Below are 21,558 nucleotides of genomic sequence, written 5' to 3'. Positions count from 1 at the left end.
CTCATGCAAGCCTACGAGTTCATCAATAATCTGATCCCCCCGCTCAAGCTCAGCGACCGAGCCGGGATGGCATTGGCTTGGATGGAAGAAATCCGCACCGATTCGCTCCCGGTATCCGATCAGGGAAGATTTTTGGGGTTTATTGGAGATGAGGTGATCTTTGAGCTGAACAATTCGGATCAACTGATTGGCACGATTGAACTGGAAGCGGGCGACTGCTGGGTCTATTCCGACAAGCATATCTACGATGTACTACGAGTAGCCTCCGAAAATCAATCACATCTGGTCGCTGTGCTGGATCGGGAAAAATCGTACCTCGGCGTGATCACCATGGAAGATGCAATTGCAGCCTTTGCAGACAGTCTGTCGATCAAGTCTCAGGGAAGCGTGCTGATCCTGTCGATGAACATGACAGACTATCATCTCTCCGAAATCTCGCGCCTCGTAGAGTCGGAAAACACCAAAATCCTGAGCTCCTTCATCACCACTGATCCGCTGGACGACAGCAAGATCAAGCTTACGCTGAAGCTGGACAAATTGGAGCTCCGCCATGTCAAAGCCACCCTCGAGCGATTTGGCTATCGGGTGATTGACCACTATCAGGAGGAGTCCGGAATCACCAACGAAGAAGACCGAATCGGTAACTTGCTGAGATTTTTAGATATTTAAGGCATGAAATGCCCCATGAGAATGGCAGGTTACACGCGGGAATTTTTAAGCAGGGCATTCCACGTGACCGCTAAAAACCACTTATAAACACATGAAATGCCCATGAGAAAACCTTTCTCACTCACGGGGATGATTATAAAGGGCATTCCATATGGCCTTTAAAAGACAAATTATAGTCATATGAAAATAGCCTTGCACGGCCTTGTTTTTAAGCCGGAACACATTCCCGACATCGATCGACTCTTTCAGGAACTCGAAAAACACCAGATCGAAATTCTGGTCACCGAACCCATGGATCGGGCATTGAAGATGCTGGGCAAAGCACGGCACACCTACTGGCTCATTGAAAATCAGGAAGATCTTGAGTCAGTTGATTTTTTGATTTCAATCGGAGGGGATGGCACCTTGCTGGACGCCGTCTGCCTGATAGGTCATCTGGAGATCCCAGTATTGGGATTGAATACGGGGCGACTGGGATTCCTCGCCACAGCGGTCACTGACCGGATCGGCGAAGTCATCGAAAATCTGGCTTACGCAAACTTCCAGATCGAAACCCGCTCACTCATTTCACTGGAGTGTAGCCGAAAACTCTTCAACGGGATCAATTTCGCCCTCAATGAATTCACGATTCATAAGCGTGACACCTCCTCGATGATCACCGTCCACACTTACATAGACGGAAAATACCTCAACTCATACTGGGCTGACGGACTGATTGTCTCCACCCCGACTGGATCGACTGGCTACTCACTGAGCTGTGGCGGCCCTTTGATCACTCCGGATACTAAGAGTTTTGTGATCACTCCTGTAAGTCCGCACAACCTAAACGTCCGGCCTATCATTGTGTCAGACGACTGCGAAATCAGCTTTGAGATAGAAGGCCGGTCCGAAAAATTCCTGATTTCACTCGACTCCAGATCTACTTCCATTTCTTCGGAGATAAAACTCAGCGTCAAAAAAGAGTTGTTTTCGGCAAAATTGGTCAAATTGCCTCACTTTCATTTCTTTGACACCTTGCGCCAAAAGCTCAACTGGGGTTTCGATATGAGAAACTGAAAAAACCTACTAAATGAGCTTAACATTAATTAACCCGTCAAATACAAAACGGCGTTTTTTAAACGTTGGGTACTTCATAACTTGCACCGTCTTGAAAAAGGTCAATTTTAAGATTATCAGACACTTACTCGTATTCACCCTAGTTTTGATCGGCTATCTTGGCCCTGTCAACGCACAGAAATATGAGGTAGGTGGAGGTCTCGGTGCAGCAACATACACCGGGGATATAATCCGCAAAGTTGACCCCCGTCAAATTGGACTTCAAGGCACGTTGTTTGGCAAGAGAAATTTTGACAATGTGTGGAGCTTGAGAGTCGCTATCAGCTCTTCCATCCTTCAGGCTGAGGATAGCCTCAGGCCTTTGGACCGCGCAGCTCAGGTTAGAGATGGCAGGTTTAGGGGCGGAGTGATTGAGGGGAGCGCAGTGATGGAATTCAACTTTCTGGATTTCCTGCGCAATGATTCCGAGTTCAGATGGTCGCCGTACGCCTTCTTTGGATTGGGCTATTCCCATTTCATGATGAAAGGCAACACTTACGCGTACCTTCCATCGGAAAAGTACAGCTTGAGTTCTGTGGTCATCCCGTTTGGCGGAGGCGTGAAATACCGGCTGAGCGACCAATGGACTTTGGCGGCTGAACTCGGGTTCCGGCCGACGATGACGGACTATCTTGATAAGATCGACAGCAGCCTGCCGGCGATCCCCAGATACCAGCCGCCGACCGATCCTTCTACCGGACAAATACCTCCCTACGGGATCAATTTTGGCAACCCAAACACCAAGGATTGGTATTACTTCGCGGGGCTGACTATCAGCTATACAATTGCCAATGTGAGGTGCTACGCTTATTAATAAATTGATAGCTAGGGCTGATAATTGGAAAAGAAATAGCATTTTTGTACCTCCAAAAAATTAGGTACCCAAGCCATTGGAATGAAGGAAAAACTAGACCTAAGCAACACCCCAAAACATATTGCAATTATCATGGACGGCAATGGCCGTTGGGCCAAGAAGAAAGGCGCCATGAGGATCTTCGGACATCGACACGCGATTCAGGCGGTCAAAGATGCCATCGAAGGAGCAGATAATCTGGGGGTAAAATACCTGACGCTATTTTCATTTTCCACTGAAAACTGGTCCCGTCCAAAGGACGAGGTGAAAGCGCTGATGCAGCTATTGGTCAAGACAATCATCGACGAGATTTCAATGATGATGAAAAATAACATCCGGTTGATTTCGATCGGGGATCTGAGCAGTCTTCCGAAATCGGCCCAAGAAAAACTGGAGGAAGCCAAGAGACAGACCGAAACCAACACCGGCCTTACCGTGGTGCTCGCGCTGAGCTACAGTGGACAGTGGGAACTCACCCAAGCAACCAAACGCATTGCCCAAAAAATCTCTGAGGGAAAACTGAAACCCGAGGAAATCACCCAGCAGACTATTGCTGATCATTTGGACACGGCCGGAATCCCCGACCCGGAGCTGATGATCCGCACCAGCGGTGAATACCGGATCAGCAACTTTCTGCTCTGGCAGCTGGCCTATACCGAACTGTATTTCACACCGGTACTGTGGCCTGATTTCAGAATAGAGCACCTTTATGCCGCCGTGAAAGATTATCAGCAACGAGAAAGAAGATTCGGAAAGACCGGCGAGCAAGTTAAATCTTAAGTAATCGATCAAATCGAGTAGGATTCAAGTGTCTCGCAGCAGTGTGAGACTATTCCTGCGAGACTCTTCCCGACACCGGGATGGCCTCAATAGGTCAAATTGTAATTTATAAGATCGCGCATGTCGACGACGACGCGCAGTGGGATGCCCCCGATAGCTATCGGGATCCATGTGGGACAGGCTATGTGGCGATTGAAAATATTTATTAAACACATGAAAAGAAGTTTATTAATTCTGTTTTGCTTGATATGGTCTGCTTCGGCATTTTCCCAGATCCGTCTGGGACAAAGCCGGTATGCTTCAACAAAACCAGTCAACATTCTGGAACTGAATTATTCCAAGCCCCAGAAGTTCAGAATTGCAGAAATCAAAGCAGTGGGACTTTCGACGCTGGATGAAATAGCGATTATTTCCCTTTCGGGCCTGAAAGTCGACGACCGGATCGACGTCCCGGGCGACGCTATCTCCAATGCACTGAAGAAACTTTGGGGCCAGGGCATCATCGGAGACGTAAAAATACTCGTGACCAAGATCGAAGGAGACGACATCTACCTCCTGCTTGACCTGACGGAGAGACCCCGTTTTTCCAGAGTGGAATTCAGTGGCATCAACAAAACACAGGAAGGCGAGCTTCGTGACAAAGTAAACATCCGCGGCAGAGTCGTGCGCGATGACGTACTGAATACCGCCAAGCGAAATATCGAAAAATATTACCTGGACAAAGGATATCTCAATACCGACGTTAAGATTTCACAAGTTCGCGATACCACGCTACCCAACAGCGTCAAGCTCAGATTTGACATCGACATCAATTCCAAGGTGAAGATCAATGAGATCCAATTCTACGGAAACTCTGAGCTCACCGACGGTGCCCTCAAGGGCAAGATGAAGAAGACCAAAGAGCATGCGCGCGTTGCGGTGTTCAAAGACGTCTACTCAAGGATCGCGGATGCGGATGCGGCCAGTGTCAAGAATTCCATCATGCATACCGACACTGCCTCCAACGAAGACGTAAAGAACTATATCAACAAGAATTTCAAGCTCAACTTCTTTAGTGGCTCGAAGTATATCCCCAAGGAATACCGAAACGACAAAGACCAAGTCATCGCCTTCTACAATACCAAGGGTTTCCGGGATGCAAAGATCCTGACCGACTCGGTCTACAACTTTGCGGATGACAAGATCAACATCGACATCGATGTGGTCGAAGGGAAAAAATACTACTATCGAAACATCACCTTTGCGGGCAACTACGTCCATCCAAGTGCTGTCCTACAGGCAAAGCTGGGCATCCAGAAAGGCGACGTCTATGACAAAGAAAAACTCGACAAACGATTGAACTACGATCCTCAAAAGGGCGACGACGTCAGCTCCCTGTATCAGGACGATGGCTATCTCTTTTTCGACATCGATCCAGTAGAAGTCAATGTATCGGGCGACTCGATCGACTTGGAGATGAGAATATTCGAAGGGCCTCAAGTGACTGTGAACAGCGTGAACATCACAGGAAACGAACGGACCTCTGATCACGTCGTCATGCGTGAAATCCGAATCCTTCCCGGACAAAAATTTAACCGGGCAGCCTTGGTGAGAACTATCCGGGAACTTTCGACGCTCGGCTACTTTGACCCGGAGAAGATCAATCCTGACCTGAGACCAAACTTCGAAGCAGCGACGGTGGATATCACATTCGAACTGGAAGAAAGACCCAATGACCAGATCGAGCTTTCCGGTGGATGGGGCGGATTCTACGGATTCGTAGGTACAGTCGGCTTGGTGTTCAACAACTTCTCGATCAAAAATATCGGGGACTTCAGCAAGTGGGATCCACTTCCGGTAGGCGATGGACAGAAGCTTTCGCTGCGGGTACAAGCCAACGGAAAGACCTTCCAAAACTATTCGATCTCCCTGACGGAACCTTGGTTTGGCGGCAAAAAGCCTCAAGCGCTTAGCTTCTCTTTCAACCACTCGGTACAAAGAGAGATAAATTACAACAACCCAACCAACTTTGGTAGTGAAGCCGGGTTCTTTAGGATCACCGGTGTGACCCTGGGATTGGCCAAGCGGGTCACCTGGCCGGATGACAACTTCAGCATCAGCAATTCCCTGCAGTTCCAAAACTATGTATTTAACAACTATGGCAATTACTTCGGATTGTCCTACGAGGACGGTACTTCCAAGAGTATTACCTGGAATACCACTATTGCCAGGACCAATATTGACAACATGACCTTCCCAAGGGTGGGCTCCAATATCTCGCTTTCGGTGGCTTTCACCCCCCCTTACTCCTCTCTGAATAAAGATATCAACTCCGAATCTCCCGATCAGGAGAAATACAAGTGGCTGGAGTATCACAAGTGGATGTTTGACGCGGCCTTCTATACACCGCTTTTTGGTTCTTCCAAATTTGTGGGAAGTGCACGGGCACACATGGGCTTCCTGGGCTCTTACGGCGACAAGATCGGCATCATTCCCCTGGAACGCTTCGTAATGGGCGGGGACGGTATGACCTTCAACAACTTTGCCCTCGGCCAAGAGATCATCGGACTAAGAGGCTACGAGAACCAGTCCATAACCCCTGGCTCTGAGACCAGAGGCTCAGGCGAGCCATACGGTGGGGTGGTGTACAACAAGTTTGTGACCGAGGTACGATTCCTGGTTTCTCCTAACCCTTCCGCTACCATCTTCCTCCTGGGCTTTGCTGAGGCAGGGAACAACTGGGGATCATACAAGGAGTACAACCCATACGATCTCAAAAAATCAGCTGGCTTCGGTGCGCGAATCTTTATGCCTGCCTTCGGACTACTTGGGATCGACTGGGGCTACGGGTTTGACCGGGTTCCTGGGCAATTGGAGCGAAGTGGGGCACAGTTCCACTTTACCATCGGTCAGCAATTGAGATAGGCTTGGTTGCAGTGATTCGTTTAGTTAATTTATGCAAAAAATGAAGTGTCTCCAGTCAGCGCTTCAATGGCTATGAAAACAAAACGAACCCATGGATAAATCACTGAAAATTGTACTTTTGCTGCTCATTCTGCTTCAGGCAGGCCCATTGGCTGCTCAAAAGTTTGGATACATTGATTCGGAATACGTCCTGAACAAGCATCCCGACTACAAGGTAGTCCAAGATGAGCTGGCCAAGCTAAGTACCGATTGGAAGAAAGAGGCACAAAGTTTGGATCAGGAGGTCAAAGAATTGACCACCCAGCTCAAGGCAGAGGAGGTTTTGTTGACAGAAGAGATGTACCAGCAGCGACTGGAAGAGATCAAGGCGAAGCAAAAGGCCTCGCAGGAATTTAACAGCAGGATCTTTGGCATTGACGGGATGTATTACCAAAAGCAGGCAGAACTGCTCCAACCCCTCCAGTCCAAGATCTACGATGCAATCGAGCGGGTGTCGAGGCGAAACAACCTCGCGGTTTTGTTTGACAAGGCTGCCGGCCCGTCCGCGATTATTTATACAGATCCAAGACACGACTACTCTGAGTTTGTCCTGGAAGAATTGGGAATTGAAGAAAACAATTAAATACAAACACCAAATGATGAAAGTAAAAGTTATCCTAGCGGCAGTAGCGATGCTATTCGTAGGATTTGCCGCTCAGGCTCAGGAAGTAAAAATCGGCTACACGAGTGTGGAATTTATCATGGACTTGATGCCCGAGATGGAACAAATCGGAGCAGATATCCAGGATTATCAAACTCAGCTGCAAACGAACATCCAAACCAAGGTGGCGGATTTCCAAAAACAGGTACAGGCATATCAGCAAGCTGCGACTACAATGACGGAGGAAGCTCGTGGAGCCAAAGAACAGGAACTGGGTAAACTTGAGCAGGACGTCCAGAAATATCAGCAAGACGCCCAAACATCCTATCAAAGAAAGCTCGGCGAATTGCTGGAGCCGGTACAGACCAAAGTGATCAACGCGATCAATGCGGTGGCGGCTGAAAATGGCTACACACACATCTTTGCCGAGACGGCAGGTCAGTCTCCTATCCTTCTTTATACCAAAGAAGAAGACAAATTTACGGAGCTGGTATTGGCTAAGCTTGGCCTCCAGATGCCGGCTGCACCCGCAGCGACTCCAACTCAAAATTAATTTTCGTTAACCCTTCTGAAACCGACCTTCCCAAGAGGTCGGTTTTTTCATTTAACGCCATGCCCAAAAAGAACCCAAAGGACCTTATCAGCCAAAGTCAGGATGCAGTGCTCGTGGATTTTTATGGCGACCATCGTCTCCCGTTGGTGTAGAAGTCAGATTCTGTCATCTCTTGGGAGATAGTATAAAACTAAATCAATAACAATAAAACAATCATCAAAAACATTCAAAAAATACCCTGTGCAGGGTATTTTTTGAATGTTTTACTATTGAGACCTTTAATTAAACTTAATCTCACATTCACTAAAAATAAAGCTTTGATAACAGTCGTTCTTCTCGGTATAATTTGAAACGCTCTTAGAGCAAACAGATAAAGAATATTAAATATGAGATCATTCCAAATTATAGTTTCCATATTTCTTTTATTGTTCCTAATTGATACTTCGTTCGCCCAAAACGGATTGGCCATTGAGTCGAAAATTGGAACTGGGAATACCAAGCTGGACTATCAGGGGAATTTTCCAGATTTAGCAGCTTCGACAAGTGACCATGTTTTTTTCAGTCTGGGTGTAAGTCCTTGGACAATGGACTGTCCTATGGGTTTGAATGGGAGTATTATAGGTTTGATTTATATCTAACTTATACTCCTTTGGATCCAGAAAGAAATCTGGGGGGATCAAGGTTTGACTATTTTGCATTTGGTCCCAAGGTTCAGAAAGACATCTTCATCCTTCCCAAGGCAGGTGTGAGTTTCTCAACTGTCCTACATCTCACGTATAATTCGGAAAATGATTATGAATTTATGGGAGGGGAATTACAAGCTATTCAACTGCCAAATGGACAGCCAAGAATTCCTGTTAAGCTATATGGACAGAGAAGCATTGAAGAGTTTACAATTCTAATCAAGCCAGAGGTAGGAGTGTTTTATGATCTATCTAGTAAGTCTAGAATAACCCTTTCTGCCCGATGGGGACTTGATTTAAGAGAACCTTCCATTGTTATTGATTTGAACCGGATTGAAGTTGATGGTGCTACTTATCAGAATAAATATTTTTACAGCGGAAATTATTTCTCTACCCTTTTAGGATATCGGCATTCTTTCTAAATATTTTTCCAACCGGCCGATCGAGTGACCAGCCGCTTTTTTTGACATAGTCCATGTGGACGACAAAGGATTATAACCAATGCTCAAAGTCATAGTAACAGCTTTCATATTATGTCTGGTATCTCAATCCGAAGTAGATGCCCAAAACACACTCAATCTTTCGTTTGGATTCCCAAAGATCAATTGGGATTACAGCGGAAACTTTGACGGGTTGAGAACCGTGTATCGAAACGGCTGGTCCATTACCGCTTCTGGATTAAAAATCAAAGAAAATGGATTAATTTATGGAATCGATCTCGGAGTAAACAGATATGGGAATGGATTTCAATTTGAACTTATGCGCTTTGACCTCAAGGAAATTCATCATTTCTCAATTTTGCCATTAGTCGGCTATGAACATCACCTCCCTAAAACAAAATTTTCTATCCGATTTAACTTGGCATTGGGTATTGGAATAGTTCCTATTGACAATAAACATTATGAAAGCGATAGAACCTTCCAAATCAGACGTGTCGCCTATGGCGTCCCTCTTTACGATCTTACTTTCTCAGGGTCACAAGAAGTAAAAAGTCGGATATTCCCTTTGGTAAAACCAAATCTTGAACTTCACTATTCTCTTGGCGAAAGATCAACCCTGTTTGTAAAAGGGACTCTTGGGATTTCTTTGATGGAGGAGGTGATCGTTAGGGATTTCCCAAAAGTTATCTATGAATCTGAGGAATTCTACGTTACCCATTCGACAAATCTAAGTTTCTGGGCGTTAGAATTGGGTTACTCCATGAAGCTGAGAAAGTAGTATTGGGTTAAAAAAGGGGATGTGATATACTCCTTCTTTTTATCCCAAAAACCTCATCATCTCCAATACCACCGTATGGCGATACTTATCAGAATAAATATTTTACAGCGGAAATTTTTTCCCAACCATTTTAGGATATCGTTATTCTTTCTGGATAATTTTAAAACTGACTGATCGAGTGACCAGCCGGTTTTTTTAAACATAGTATACAAGGGGTGAAAAAATTAATTCTCATTTTGTCTTCAATTCTAGCACTCTCTAGCTGCGACGAAAGTCCAGATATTAAGAATTGCAATGAAGGAAATCGATTAGAAGTTCCGAGTCTGGATCTCACCGAATTTGATTTGGAAGTATGTGGGGTTAAACGGGATGACCCTGCCCAGAATTTTAACGTAGTTATCGATTCTCAAGAAAAGCTAGAGCAATACATTCATTGTCCGCAATATCAACAAATTGATTTCGACAAGTATGTCATTTTAGCCGGACTGTATGTACACCACCAATGCATAGGACTTTCCTCCGAAGAGCTATTTATTTGCGAGGGTAAATTAGTCTATCAGATAAATCTATTCCCTATGGATTGTTTAGCAGTGACGGAGATTCCGTATTTCAAACTAGTCGAACGGAAGTATGCAGATTCGGGTGTTTATTTCGACGTCAACGTCGAATAAGACCGCCAGACTCGATTGCTCATATCTTGTCTTGCATGGCAGCCCGTGTGTATATTACCCCATGTCCAAAAAGAACCCAAAGGACCTTATCAGCCAAAGTCAGGATGCCGTGCTGGTGGATTTCTACGCCGACTGGTGTGGGCCTTGCCTGACGATGAATCCGATCTTAGAAGAAGTGCTCGCCGAGTTGGGAGGAAAGATCAAGCTGCTCAAGCTGAACGTGGACAAACACCCCCAGCTCAGTCAGCAGTTTGCCGTCCGGTCAATCCCCCACTACATCCTGTTCAAGCGGGGCAAGATTCTCTGGAGAAAGGGAGGCGTCCTCACGAAGCGGGACTTGCTCCAGCAATTGAAGGGGTTCGTCTGATCTTGGGTTTCTGAAAAGATCGATTGATCCCATTTTCTTGCAAAGGGAAAAACACTCCTTCTCCACATTGAACAAACGTTGACAGTATTCTTTTAACTTAACAGTAAATATTTCCAGCAGACTATTTCCAAAATTCCCAGTTCGTAACCCAAATCCTCCTTGCATGAACCTTGACTTAAGCTTGGTCAATATTCTGATTCTCTTTGGAGCGGTGCAAGGTCTCACGTTTGCGGTAGTTCTTTTCGCAAGCAAACGGCATCCCGGAGCAGTTTATCTTGGCCTCGCTGTGCTGGCGTTGGTGTACAACGGATTGGAGACCTTTAATTGGAGCGCTAATCTCGAGCAATACACGACCTTTTTCGACTATTTCCCCTTTGTGCTGATCTTCCTGGTCGGCCCGTCGTTTTATCTCTATCAGCGTTCTCTCCTAGGTAACGCCCCTGTTTCACGACGGAAAGTACTGCTCTTGTATTCCTTCTCCTTCTTTCAATTCGGCTATCTGTCGATTTGCTGGATCGCCTACTATCTGACTAAAACGGAGATTTTGAACTTCCAGCCTTGGCTGAGAATGGCCGGACAGTTTTATGGCTGGTACAGCGAGCCGCTGAGCGTGTTGGTCTATCTGTTCTTTACCCTATTCTCTGTCCGGCATTTTATCCGCCATTCCAAGGTATTTCGTTCTGATAAAAAAGGTCCAAAAACCAGTAAACCAGCGCTAGCTTGGCTAAAGCAACTGCTGATCTTCCAACTGCTCCTAGCTTTGATTTGGCCACCCACAGTACTGATCTCTTACTTTGACGTCTGGCCTTTCAGTTGGTCGGAATACTACCCCGTCGAGATCCTTTTGGTGTTGTTTCTCTATTGGATCGCGATCGCCGGTTATCTCAAAATTCGATCAATCACTACCGAACCTACCAGAAAACGAAACTTGGCCGATAGAGAGATTTTCACCCAAGATGAAAAATCTCCGCACATGGTTTTGATCCAAACTACCGTGGAATCGGATCAACTGTACCGCAATCCGGAGCTCAGTCTCGCCCTCTTATCCGAGAAAATCGACCTACCACCCAAGCAGATTTCTAAAACGCTTAACCAAGAAGCGGGGATGAATTTCAATGACTTTATAAATTCCTACCGGGTAGAGGCTTTCTGCAGGGAATTGAAAAAAACGGAAAACATCAACCTGACTCTGCTGGGGATCGCCAACAGTTGCGGATTCAATTCTTCGGCGACCTTTCAGCGGACTTTTAAGAAACTCAAAGGAGAAACGCCAGGCACCTATTTCCAGCGCAGGCAGGAAATGGAGGAAAGTGGGAGATAAAAACTCTCAAATCGGGATTTGAGAAGTCAAAGGTCAGGTCGCATCCAATCTAAATGGAACAAATTCCCGTTTTTTGAAAGCGAAAACCGAAACCCACTCCGATGTCCGATTCTTTAAAATTCAAAGCGACCGGCCTCTTCATCCTTTTCACTTTCTTTTCCATCGGGCTAGTCACACAGGCACAGACACTGAAAGGAAAAGTCATCAGTGCCAAGACCAAAGAGCCGATTCCATTTGCGCACATCTATCTCTTAGAAACCGGAAACGGGGCCATCGCAGGACTCAAAGGGGAGTTTGAGATAATTTTAGCCGAACCGATTGACGAACTCAAGATAAAGGTAAGCTGTCTGGGATATACCGAGGCCGAGTTTTCGTGGAGCGCGGGCCAGGATTTTTTGGAAGTCAGTCTGGAAGAAGAATACCTGGAACTTCAAAGTGTAGAAGTCAAGCCTGAAGATCCTGTGGCCTTGCTGCGGGCGGCGGCGCTCAATGTGACCAAAAACTATGGCACGGACAGCGCATTTCTGCAGGGATATTACAGAAACAACACACTGCTAAACAACAAAACGCTGAGATATACCGAGGCTTTCATCGATCTCGTCAAACCTCCTTATGAACTCCACAACGAAGAATGGGATCAGGTGGGAGACTCTATCCATGTGAGGCAGGTGCGGACCAAGCCCACGGAATATGATGACTGGAAAGTGCAAATCATGACTCCCTGGGAAACCAATGTGTATCTTCTGCTCAACCGGGACGTGGCACGGGATTTTACCTCAACGGTACAGCAAGAGCAGTTTATTTCCAATTACCAATTTGAACTGGAAGACAGGGTTTCGATCAACGGACGGCCGACTTACAAGATCTCTTTGGTGCCCAAGACAAAGCATAAAAACGCGATCTGGACCGGGCATTTGTATCTGGACGAAGAGACGCTTGCCTATGTCAAGATTGACTTCATATCCACGGAAAAAGCCTTCAAGAGGATTAAGTCCCAAGCCAGTTTTATCATGGCGACCAATTTGTACAAATTTCACTACAACAGTGGGGAATGGAGGGAAGTCATTCAATATAGATTTGATGGAAACACATGGATTTTGGACGAAATCAATTCAAGCAAGATCTTCGAGATATCCAGCAAACCCAGAGGAATGGACCGTTCTCCGTTGATTCAGACCCTCCATTTCAAAACCGAAAACGCCTCGAATGTTCCTGATGATTACTCCAAACCTTTCCTCTCTAATGACCTCGGCAAGGCCAATACCTATTTTCAGAAAAACTATTCGCCTGAATTTTGGCAGGCTTTTGACCAAAGCAAAGGGATCGAAACCAAGGAAATCTATGGTTTCAAAGACGTCTCTCCCGACCAGAAACCTTATGAGTTTACGCGGCTCGACACGTTGAAAGGAGCGCTGACCCGGTTGAGAACTTCCTATGACGTAGGCTTTTATCATTTGGATGTGGAAGTCTTTCCCGAGGAGGAAATTATCGCGGGGAGCAGCCTGATCCGCTTCAATGTCCTGGAAAATACCGACAAGATCCAAGTCGACCTCTATTCGAAGATGCAGATTGACAGTATCCTGTACAGAGGTGCGCTGCTTGATTTCTCCAGGGAATTTGACGCAGTGACCATTCAGTTTCCGGGCGATCTTTTAAAAGGTTCTGTGGACGAAATTCAAGTGTTTTTTCATGGGAGGCCCTTGGACTACGATCCAAACATTCCTATGTACGCGTCTTTTCTCTGGACAAAAGATGAAAACGACCATCCCTGGATTCAGGCAATCTGTCAGGGATATGGCGCCAGCGGCTGGTGGCCAACCAAAGAGCATCTCTCCGACGAACCCGACTCGGCGCGGATCAGCATCACCCATCCGGCTGATCTCGTATCCATCGCCAATGGGCGAAAGGTCGAAGACAAAGAGCTCGGAAACGGCAAATCACGGACGTCGTGGGCCGTGAGCTATCCGATCAACAACTACAACCTGATCCTCTATCTTGGCAAATATCAGGCATTGCGTGACAAACTCAGCGGCGAAGAAGGTGAAATTGCCTTTGAGATAGATGTATTGTATGATCAGGTGGAAATCGGAAAAAAGAAAATGCCGTTGGTTCAGCCCGTTTTGGACAGTTTTGAAAAGTATTTTGGTCCCTATCCATTCCCCAAAGACGGAATTAGATTCGTCGAGTCGCCTCATGCGATGGAGCATCAAAGCGCCGTGGCGCTTGGAGTTGAGTTCTTCAGGGAGGAAGAAAGACCTTGGGATCAGTTTACGGATGAAAACTTCGCAAAAGGCTGGATTCCTGCGCAGATTCTACTCCATGAGTTTGCCCACGAGTGGTGGGGAAACAGCCTGAGCTGCACGGACAATGCCGAACTGTGGATTCACGAGGGTTTTGCCACCTATGCCGAATCGCTCTTTCTGGAGGATCGCTATGGGTATGAGTCAGGGCAGGTTTATCTGAATTCGATGCGGACAGAGATGAATCACAAAACGCCTTTGATTGGAAACTTTGGGCTCAATCACGTCCATTATGATCTGGGCGATATGTACACCAAGGGAGCTCTTTTTCTGGATGCACTGCGAAAGCTGGCTGGAGATGAAGTTTGGTTTGCCTATATGAAAGAACTCCAGTCGACATTCCGTCACCAAAGCATCACCTCTCAAGACTTGGAGCAGCTGCTCAGCAAGCGAACCGGACAGGATCTGAGCTTGCTTTTTCAGGAATATCTGACGGTAAAAGATCTGCCAAAGCTGGAGTACTATGTAAAAAATCAGGACGAAAAATCTTCGCTCTTTTATCGGATTGACAAAGACTTAGGCGAGGTAAAAATCCCTGTGGTGGTCTTCGATGCCTCCGGAAAAGAGATGAAAATCTATCCTGAAAGGGAATGGCAGGAGTTAGGATTAGAGGCAGGTTTCTCCGGGGAAATAGAGTTTGACCAAAGTAGCTTTCTGCTAGAGTACGTCCCGGTCAGCCCGTTGCAATAATGATCATCTGCAGCAGAACGAGAGAAATATGTCCTTTCATCTGTGAAGATCTGTGGGAGAAAAGCCGAACCGCAAAAAGACGAAATCCAGCTTCTGGAGAAGCAGGATAACAGACAAACCAATCCCAATAAAAATTAAAAAAGGCTCCGTTTCGGGAGCCTTTCTAATCTTAGGTGAAGAATTTCAGTCGAATCACTTCCTGCTCGGTGAGGAAGCGATAGTGTCCTCGCTTCAGGTCTTTCTTGTCGAGCCCGGCGTACATCACGCGATCCAGCGCAGTGACTTCATAGCCCAAGTGGGCGAATAGTCTTCTCACGATGCGGTTCCTTCCGATGTGGATCTCCAAGCCAAGAATGGTCCGATCCAAAGAGAGCACCTTCATGTCATCTACTTTGACGTCTCCATCCTCCAAGGTCAATCCTTCGAGGATTTCTTTCTCATGGTTGTGGGTCAAAGGCATGTCAAGCGTCACCTGATAGATCTTTTTCACTTCATTGGATGGGTGAGAAAGTTTCGCTGTCAGCTCTCCGTCGTTGGTAAAAAGCAAGAGGCCGGTAGTGTTCCGATCCAACCTTCCTACTGGGAACATCCGCTCTTCGCAGGCATTCTCCACGAGAGCCATCACCGTCTTGCGCTCCATCGGATCATCAGTAGTTGTGATGAAATCCTTCGGTTTGTTTAACAACACATAGACAGGCTTCTCAGGATTGACCTTTTTGCCTTGATAAACTACGCGGTCGGTCTTCTTTACTTTGAAACCCATCTCGGTGATTACTTCGCCGTTGACGGTGATCAGTCCTTTCGCGATCAGATCATCCGCTTCTCTTCGTGCGCAAATCCCGGAATTAGCAATGTATTTGTTCAGTCGGAGCAGATCCGTTTCTTCTTTTCCTTTGATCTTTCTGGCTGGGAGCGCATCAAAATTGTAATCCGGTCTATCGGTATTCAATTCCTGACGGTTCGGTCTGTTTTTGCCAAAACCTCTCTTTTCCGTTGGCTTATCCTCGTTGAACTTTGGCGTCTCCGGCGCAAAAACCGGCTGCTGATCACGTCCTCTACCTTTGTAAACCAATCGCTCTCCGGATTCCCCCGGAGCTTTGCCTTCGGAAGAGCTCTTTTTGAAGAAAGGTTTCTCAGAACCGGAGTCTGCGTCTTTTCCAAACTTTCTGTTTCCAGTATCCTCTTTCTTGAATCGGTCCGGCTTATCTCCAAATGATTTTTTGGGATAGTCTGATCCGGCTTTTTTGTCAAAGCTCTTACCAAAAGATCCGGATTTTTCGCCGTAGGATTTCTTCGGAAAATCTCCGCCATCCCGCTTCTCAAACTTCTTTCCTGCGAAATCATCCTTTTTGAATCGATCAGGCTTGTCTCCGAAGGACTTTTTAGGAAAATCTCCTCCGTCACGCTTTTCGAATTTTTTGCCTGCAAAGTCGTCTTTCTTGAAACGATCAGGCTTGTCTCCGTAGGATTTCTTCGCAAAACCTGAGTCGTCCCGCTTCTCGAATTTCTTCTTGAAACCGTCTCCTTTGTTGTCAAAGCGCTTGTCCCCGTAGGATTTTCTCTCAGAATCTCCTGAACTAGGTCGTTTACCGTAGGCCGGCTTGTCTGAGCCTGCTCCATCGGATTTAAAAAATTTACCTTTTGGCTTATCTCCAAAAGACCTCTTGGAATCAGAATCGAAGCCCGGCTTTTTGCCGAAAGAAGGCTTGCTGAAGGAATCGTCCTTTTTGCCGAAGGAGGGTTTGCTATAGGAGTCGTCTTTCTTTCCGAATGACTTTCCTTTTGGGGAAAATTTGCTGTCGCCTCTGTCAGATCGGCCACCTTTCGATGAGAAACCTGATTTTCCGGACGACTTTGAGGAATCAGAATCTTTGCCTCCTTCGTTGAAGAATGGCTTTCTTGAATTGTTCTTTTTCATAAGTATGCAGCATCACTGCTGTAGTTTGTGGTGAATGAATATGCAGCTGAAATCGAGCAGGACGAATGGTCAACCATAGATGTGATTTTCAATTCTGCGGGATCTTATGAGGTCATAACGAATCAGTTATAAACCCATGAATTTCAAACGCTTATTCGGGGTGCAAAGATACGTGCAATGAAAGCAATTATCACTACGCCCTTCAAAATATTCCTAACGATCAGCCCTTGTTTTTATAATAATATTCTGTTGCGTTGCGGACAGAGCCCTGGGAATGCACCAATTCATTAGCTGCCTCATAGTCTAATCCGGTGGCTTCCATGACCATCTTAGTAGCTCTATCGACCAGCTTGATATTGGATAGCTGCATATCCACCATCTTGTTTCCTTTCACCCGTCCCAGTTTGATCATCACGGTGGTGGAGATCATATTTAAAACGAGCTTTTGGGCGGTTCCGGATTTCATCCGGGTACTTCCCGTGACAAACTCCGGCCCGACTACGACTTCGACCGGGTATTCAACCGCTTTTGCCAAAGGTGAATCAGGATTACAAGTGATGCAGCCGGTGAGCAAGCCTTTCTCTCTGGCAGTTTTCACTCCGCCAATCACATAGGGAGTTGATCCGGACGCGGCAATTCCGATCACCGTGTCCAACTCCGAAAAACCATAGGCCTGAATATCCTTCCAGGCCATTTCGGGATCGTCTTCCGCGTTTTCAACCGCCTTCCGGATTGCCGAATCACCGCCAGCGATAAGACCCACAACCCAATCGTGGGGAACACCATAGGTCGGCGGGCATTCGGATGCATCCAATACGCCGAGTCGTCCGCTTGTGCCTGCACCGATGTAAAAAAGCCTTCCGCCTTCCCTCATCCTTGGCACGATCTGATCCACAAGTGCCGTGATTGCGGCAAGTTTTTCCTTTACGGCCGGAGCCACTTTGTGATCCTCCGCATTGATATTTTGGAGCAGGTCGATGGTATCCATCTGCTCCAGGTTCTCATATCCGGAGCTGCTTTCGGTGACTTTCATATGATTATTTTTTTTTCAGCGGCCATATGTAATCTTCGCATAGCTGGTAAACACCACAGTGTATGTTGATTCCAACATGCTCGATTTCATGTCTCTATGTCTTTTCTTTTTATTAGTCGAACGGAATCTCGCATCTGGTATAATTCACCCAGCATGTGAATTACCGTTGAGTCTGTCCGTCTGAGGCAGACTCGATTTTAAAGCTTTTCCTGATGGTAAAGCGTGAGGCCAGCAATCGGACTTTCGATGATGATATTGACGTTAATTCCCGAGTCAGCGGCAGCCTTTCTCAGGATATCAGAGTTGTAGTACGCGATGGACCCCACGAAATTGGCCGACTTATTTTGATATTCCGGGTATTTGAAGATATGCTTCGCAAAGAAATCTTTGAATGAATTGTAGTACAGCCCGTAGCAATAGGGATCTGCTTTGTTTTCGGTGATAAACCTGCAAAAACTCGCCATGTATCTGCTCGGAAACGGCTGGCGATAAACATGATCCTGAATGATATTTTGCGTGATATGGAAGCGTTCAATCGCCGCCTCCCGAATGCTTTCTGGCATCTCTTCATGAATAAAATCAGTCAGAAACTTTCGCCCCACGTAGCATCCTCCCCCTTCGTCTCCCAAGATGTAGCCTGCAGCGGGTCGAGTCGTCAAGATTGTCTTACCATCGTAATCACAACTGTTCGACCCAGTCCCCAAGATGCAGGCAATGCCTGGCTGATGGCCACAGGTCGCATGTGCCGCCGCCGCCAGGTCGTGATCCACATGGATTTTGGCATGACCGAATATGGTAGCCAAGGCATTGACAACCTCCGCATTTCTGTCCGGTGAGGAGCAGCCTGCCCCGTAGAAATAGATCTCTTCAATCTCACTCTCGAGATTAATCAGAAAATCATGGCGCATCTGAATGGCCATCTCCTCCGAGGTCATGTAGTAGGGATTGAATCCCACGCCACGATGCTGGCTGATCTTACCATCGCGATGGATGACTCTCCAGTCTGTTTTGCTGGAACCGCTGTCTGCAATTAGTATCATGTGCTATGCTAGTTGGCCGATGGCCTGAAATTTCTCAAATACTTTCTCCGTATGCGGAGCATCTACCAGCTCGTCTGTCAAATCCTGACCAGCCCAGTGCTCGTAGTGCGTGCCGTTTTTCCAAAGCCGGGAACTCCCCACGTCGTAAATCACTCCCCGATATGCTACCCAAATCTCGGGTCTATCCTGGCCATTTCTCAAGGCCAGCTGTTGCTTGGTGTACACCTTCATCAATACAGCTTGATCTGCGCATTGATCCAGCGCTCGGGGATCTCTCCTTTTTGCGCCAGCTGATAGTCTGCATAGCTACACGGCACCGTGCTCACTCGATCATAGCGTGCGGTGTCGTTGTGGGGGATTTCCATCCACCATTTCCCGCTTCTTTTGCTTTTGTAAAAGACCAAAGTGTTCGGCTTCATATCCAGTGAAACGGTAAACTTGATGTAATCGGCGCTTTTGAAGGAAAGGCTGTCCTTTCTCGCATAGAATCCCTCGATAAAATACCAGATCATGACAGCAGCGACCTTGGCCGTCTTGTTATTTGCATCGTCGAAGTAGGGATCATAGCCATAAAGACCGATAGAGCTCAGCTTCTCATTCATTCCCGCAAACCAAAACACCTGACAGGCTTCTTCTCCACTCAGCCCGAATGGCTGTGCATCGACCGCGCCCGGCGCATCCGCAGACTGGATAGCGCTTAGGTCAAAACTCAGCAAATCCGCATCACGGATCAGCGGTTCGGCCTCTTTGAACTTATCCCGCAGCTGACCGAGACGCACATGATCGAAGTACAGTTTCTCCATCACATTGATGAGTGTGGGATCAACCAGGAAGCTCTGATAGGCGAGATGGGTGTAGGAAAAGAGAAAATTCGGCTGATGGAGCACGATCTCCTGTGTATGGCGGTCGTCTTCAGGCCCAGATTCCTCCATGTCTACTTTGGAGTCCACAGTGACCAGACTGACGAGCTTTTTCAGTTTTTGATAGGAAAGATACTGTCCGTAGTCCAAGTCGTGAGACCCTCCGAAGAAGATGGGCAGGATCTGCTGCTTCATCAAGGCCTCGCCAACTTGACGCATGTTTTGATAGGTATCGTTGAGAGAGTCTCCGGAGATCAAATCCCCCAAATCGGCTATCCGGTAAGGGATCAATCCTTTCTTCAACTCGTAAAGTTTCTCCCGGATTTCAGCACTTCCCCTTTCGATGCTCTCAGATTTCTTAGCCCCACGCTTTTCTTTCATCCCTACCAAGGCAATGTGAACCTCTTTGAGATCGGGGAATTTCTCGCCATGAACTTGAATCTGCCGATAAAATGAATTTTCCGGATATTTTTTGTCAAGCAGGAAATCCGCCACCGGATCAAAAAAGGATTGAATAGTCATAAAGAGGTGAAGTGTTTTTAAAAATACTCAAAAATGGTACTAAACGAAAAATCCCGCCTGAGCGGGATCTTTTGTGAAATTTTATCCTCCGAAGTCATCGAAGCGGATGTTTTCTTTAGGAATACCCAAGTCATCCAGCAACTTCAGCACCGCAGCGTTCATCAAAGGAGGCCCGCAAAGGTAATACTCGATTTCGTCCGGCTCAGGGTGATTCTTGAGATAGTTCTCAAACAAGACCTGGTGGATAAATCCAACGTATCCGTCACCGTCATCGTCCAGAGATTTCTTCACCTTCCAGTTATCCTCCGGAAGCGGTTCGGATAGTCCGATGTAGAATCTGAAATTATCGAAGTCTTTCTCAATATCTCTGAAGTGAGGCACGTAGAACAATTCCTTCTTGGAACGTCCACCGTACCAGTAGGACACTTTTCTGTGGGTCTTCTCAGTATGGAATAAGTGGAAAACGTGCGCTCTCAAAGGTGCCATCCCTGCACCACCACCGATGTAGATCATCTCCCGCTCGGTTGGGTTGATGTGGAATTCACCGTAAGGGCCAGAAATAGTCACTTTGTCACCTGGCTTTCTTCCAAATACATAGGAAGAACAAACACCCGGATTTACGTCCATCCAACGGTTGTTGGCGCGATCCCACGGCGGAGTTGCGATACGGATGGTCAGCATGACGATGTTACCTTCAGCCGGGTGATTGGCCATCGAGTACGCTCTGAAAAGCGGCTCGTCATTCTTCATGACCAGGCTCCAGAGACCGAATTTATCCCAATCGCTCTTGTACACATCCGCAGGGTGACCCAACTCAGGATGCGGAGTGATGTCCATGTCTTTAAACTGCACGGTGATCGCAGGCACATCGACCTGAATATATCCTCCTGCCTCGAAGTGAAGGGTCTCGCCTTCCGGCAGTTTCACCTTGAATTCTTTGATAAAGGTAGAAACGTTGTAGTTGGATATAACCTCACATTCCCACTTCTTGATCCCGAAGATTTCCTCAGGCACGCGGATTTTCATATCCTGCTTCACCTTTACCTGACAGGCAAGTCTCACGTGACCCTGCTGCTCAGCACGGCTTAAGTGGCCGACTTCAGTAGGAAGCACGTCGCCCCCGCCGTCTTCCACTACGCACTTGCACATGGCGCAAGTTCCCCCACCGCCACAGGCGGAAGGAAGGAAGATTTTCTGGTTGCTCAAGGTAGAAAGCAGGCTTGATCCGGCCGAAGCCACGATCGCGTTTTCGCTGTCTCCGTTGATGACAATCTTCACATCTCCTGAGTTGACCAGTTTGGACTGGGCAAAGAGGAGAATAAACACCAGTAGCAGGATGATGACCGTGAACGCTACAATGGAGGTAATAATTACTGAACCCATGAAATTTTAATTTTCTTTTTCGTCTGGATTTGAACCCGATTTGGGAGCACAAATATAT

The 21,558-nt window shown here is 46.8% G+C and carries 18 protein-coding genes; 12 read left to right on the top strand and 6 right to left on the bottom strand.

Annotated features, from left to right (window positions below):
- The first annotated feature begins 3 nt into the window (after positions 1-3).
- The 12 genes from G459_RS0117795 to G459_RS0117725 all read left to right on the top strand — a co-directional run bounded on the left by G459_RS0117795 (position 4) and on the right by G459_RS0117725 (position 14,744).
- Positions 4-669, top strand: a complete 666-nt coding sequence (locus tag G459_RS0117795; RefSeq protein ID WP_026968850.1) for a CBS domain-containing protein — start codon at positions 4-6, stop codon at positions 667-669.
- 180 nt (positions 670-849) lie between these two features.
- Entirely contained in the window at positions 850-1,725 is an 876-nt protein-coding gene (locus G459_RS0117790; protein ID WP_026968849.1) for an NAD kinase, read from the top strand.
- A 91-nt stretch (positions 1,726-1,816) separates the two neighbouring features.
- A complete protein-coding gene (gene porG / locus G459_RS0117785; RefSeq protein ID WP_026968848.1) occupies positions 1,817-2,578 on the top strand; it encodes a type IX secretion system protein PorG in 762 nt (253 codons plus the stop codon).
- 81 nt (positions 2,579-2,659) lie between these two features.
- Positions 2,660-3,397 (top strand): undecaprenyl pyrophosphate synthase, encoded by a 738-nt coding sequence (locus G459_RS0117780; RefSeq protein WP_026968847.1) that lies wholly within the window; start codon positions 2,660-2,662, stop codon positions 3,395-3,397.
- Between the two features lie 213 nt (positions 3,398-3,610).
- Positions 3,611-6,301: a BamA/OMP85 family outer membrane protein gene (locus tag G459_RS0117775; RefSeq protein ID WP_026968846.1), complete on the top strand. Its 2,691-nt coding sequence runs from the start codon at positions 3,611-3,613 to the stop codon at positions 6,299-6,301.
- Between the two features lie 91 nt (positions 6,302-6,392).
- The gene (locus tag G459_RS0117770; RefSeq protein ID WP_026968845.1) at positions 6,393-6,923 is read left to right on the top strand and encodes an OmpH/Skp family outer membrane protein; all 531 of its coding nucleotides are present in this window, start codon (positions 6,393-6,395) and stop codon (positions 6,921-6,923) included.
- A gap of 13 nt (positions 6,924-6,936) precedes the next feature.
- Entirely contained in the window at positions 6,937-7,494 is a 558-nt protein-coding gene (locus G459_RS0117765; protein WP_026968844.1) for an OmpH/Skp family outer membrane protein, read from the top strand.
- A 649-nt stretch (positions 7,495-8,143) separates the two neighbouring features.
- On the top strand, positions 8,144-8,599 hold the full coding sequence (locus G459_RS0117750; protein WP_157373372.1) for a hypothetical protein: 456 nt from the start codon (positions 8,144-8,146) through the stop codon (positions 8,597-8,599).
- A gap of 79 nt (positions 8,600-8,678) precedes the next feature.
- A complete protein-coding gene (locus tag G459_RS0117745; RefSeq protein WP_026968841.1) occupies positions 8,679-9,395 on the top strand; it encodes a hypothetical protein in 717 nt (238 codons plus the stop codon).
- Between the two features lie 732 nt (positions 9,396-10,127).
- Positions 10,128-10,433, top strand: coding sequence for a thioredoxin (gene trxA, locus G459_RS0117735; RefSeq protein ID WP_026968839.1), 306 nt, complete (start codon positions 10,128-10,130; stop codon positions 10,431-10,433).
- Positions 10,434-10,596: 163 nt separating this feature from the next.
- Positions 10,597-11,754, top strand: a complete 1,158-nt coding sequence (locus G459_RS0117730) for a helix-turn-helix domain-containing protein (protein ID WP_026968838.1) — start codon at positions 10,597-10,599, stop codon at positions 11,752-11,754.
- A 101-nt stretch (positions 11,755-11,855) separates the two neighbouring features.
- On the top strand, positions 11,856-14,744 hold the full coding sequence (locus G459_RS0117725; RefSeq protein WP_026968837.1) for a M1 family aminopeptidase: 2,889 nt from the start codon (positions 11,856-11,858) through the stop codon (positions 14,742-14,744).
- Between the two features lie 169 nt (positions 14,745-14,913).
- Here the strand turns inward: G459_RS0117725 and G459_RS27860 are convergent, their stop codons facing one another.
- The 6 genes from G459_RS27860 to nqrF form a co-directional block, all read right to left on the bottom strand.
- Positions 14,914-16,662, bottom strand: coding sequence for a pseudouridine synthase (locus tag G459_RS27860; protein WP_084454564.1), 1,749 nt, complete (start codon positions 16,660-16,662; stop codon positions 14,914-14,916).
- 220 nt (positions 16,663-16,882) lie between these two features.
- Positions 16,883-17,695 carry an N-acetylmuramic acid 6-phosphate etherase gene (murQ, locus tag G459_RS0117710; RefSeq protein WP_026968836.1) on the bottom strand — a complete coding sequence of 271 codons (813 nt, stop codon included), beginning with the start codon at positions 17,693-17,695 and terminating at the stop codon, positions 16,883-16,885.
- A gap of 197 nt (positions 17,696-17,892) precedes the next feature.
- The gene (locus G459_RS0117705) at positions 17,893-18,735 is read right to left on the bottom strand and encodes an N-acetylglucosamine kinase (protein WP_026968835.1); all 843 of its coding nucleotides are present in this window, start codon (positions 18,733-18,735) and stop codon (positions 17,893-17,895) included.
- A gap of 3 nt (positions 18,736-18,738) precedes the next feature.
- Complete coding sequence (locus G459_RS0117700) at positions 18,739-18,966, bottom strand: cytochrome b5 domain-containing protein (RefSeq protein ID WP_026968834.1); 228 nt, start codon at positions 18,964-18,966, stop codon at positions 18,739-18,741.
- Positions 18,966-20,117 (bottom strand): formimidoylglutamase, encoded by a 1,152-nt coding sequence (locus tag G459_RS0117695; protein WP_026968833.1) that lies wholly within the window; start codon positions 20,115-20,117, stop codon positions 18,966-18,968. The genes G459_RS0117700 and G459_RS0117695 overlap by 1 nt, the downstream gene beginning before the upstream one ends.
- A gap of 81 nt (positions 20,118-20,198) precedes the next feature.
- Positions 20,199-21,500 carry an NADH:ubiquinone reductase (Na(+)-transporting) subunit F gene (gene nqrF, locus G459_RS0117690; protein ID WP_026968832.1) on the bottom strand — a complete coding sequence of 434 codons (1,302 nt, stop codon included), beginning with the start codon at positions 21,498-21,500 and terminating at the stop codon, positions 20,199-20,201.
- Positions 21,501-21,558: the final 58 nt, after the last annotated feature.

It is taken from the genome of Algoriphagus terrigena DSM 22685 (assembly GCF_000429445.1).
GTDB lineage: Bacteria > Bacteroidota > Bacteroidia > Cytophagales > Cyclobacteriaceae > Algoriphagus > Algoriphagus terrigena.
This window is presented reverse-complemented; position numbering and strand designations above follow the sequence as displayed.

What these genes read in the sequence shown, in the direction of transcription:
- G459_RS0117795 (WP_026968850.1), top strand. Translation starts at nt 4, where the DNA reads ATGCAAGCCTACGAGTTCATCAATAATCTGATCCCCCCGCTCAAGCTC.
- G459_RS0117790 (WP_026968849.1), top strand. Translation starts at nt 850, where the DNA reads ATGAAAATAGCCTTGCACGGCCTTGTTTTTAAGCCGGAACACATTCCC.
- G459_RS0117780 (WP_026968847.1), top strand. Translation starts at nt 2,660, where the DNA reads ATGAAGGAAAAACTAGACCTAAGCAACACCCCAAAACATATTGCAATT.
- G459_RS0117775 (WP_026968846.1), top strand. Translation starts at nt 3,611, where the DNA reads ATGAAAAGAAGTTTATTAATTCTGTTTTGCTTGATATGGTCTGCTTCG.
- G459_RS0117770 (WP_026968845.1), top strand. Translation starts at nt 6,393, where the DNA reads ATGGATAAATCACTGAAAATTGTACTTTTGCTGCTCATTCTGCTTCAG.
- G459_RS0117765 (WP_026968844.1), top strand. Translation starts at nt 6,937, where the DNA reads ATGATGAAAGTAAAAGTTATCCTAGCGGCAGTAGCGATGCTATTCGTA.
- G459_RS0117745 (WP_026968841.1), top strand. Translation starts at nt 8,679, where the DNA reads ATGCTCAAAGTCATAGTAACAGCTTTCATATTATGTCTGGTATCTCAA.
- trxA (WP_026968839.1), top strand. Translation starts at nt 10,128, where the DNA reads ATGTCCAAAAAGAACCCAAAGGACCTTATCAGCCAAAGTCAGGATGCC.
- G459_RS0117730 (WP_026968838.1), top strand. Translation starts at nt 10,597, where the DNA reads ATGAACCTTGACTTAAGCTTGGTCAATATTCTGATTCTCTTTGGAGCG.
- G459_RS0117725 (WP_026968837.1), top strand. Translation starts at nt 11,856, where the DNA reads ATGTCCGATTCTTTAAAATTCAAAGCGACCGGCCTCTTCATCCTTTTC.
- G459_RS27860 (WP_084454564.1), bottom strand. Translation starts at nt 16,662, where the DNA reads ATGAAAAAGAACAATTCAAGAAAGCCATTCTTCAACGAAGGAGGCAAA.
- murQ (WP_026968836.1), bottom strand. Translation starts at nt 17,695, where the DNA reads ATGAAAGTCACCGAAAGCAGCTCCGGATATGAGAACCTGGAGCAGATG.
- G459_RS0117705 (WP_026968835.1), bottom strand. Translation starts at nt 18,735, where the DNA reads ATGATACTAATTGCAGACAGCGGTTCCAGCAAAACAGACTGGAGAGTC.
- G459_RS0117700 (WP_026968834.1), bottom strand. Translation starts at nt 18,966, where the DNA reads ATGAAGGTGTACACCAAGCAACAGCTGGCCTTGAGAAATGGCCAGGAT.
- G459_RS0117695 (WP_026968833.1), bottom strand. Translation starts at nt 20,117, where the DNA reads ATGACTATTCAATCCTTTTTTGATCCGGTGGCGGATTTCCTGCTTGAC.
- nqrF (WP_026968832.1), bottom strand. Translation starts at nt 21,500, where the DNA reads ATGGGTTCAGTAATTATTACCTCCATTGTAGCGTTCACGGTCATCATC.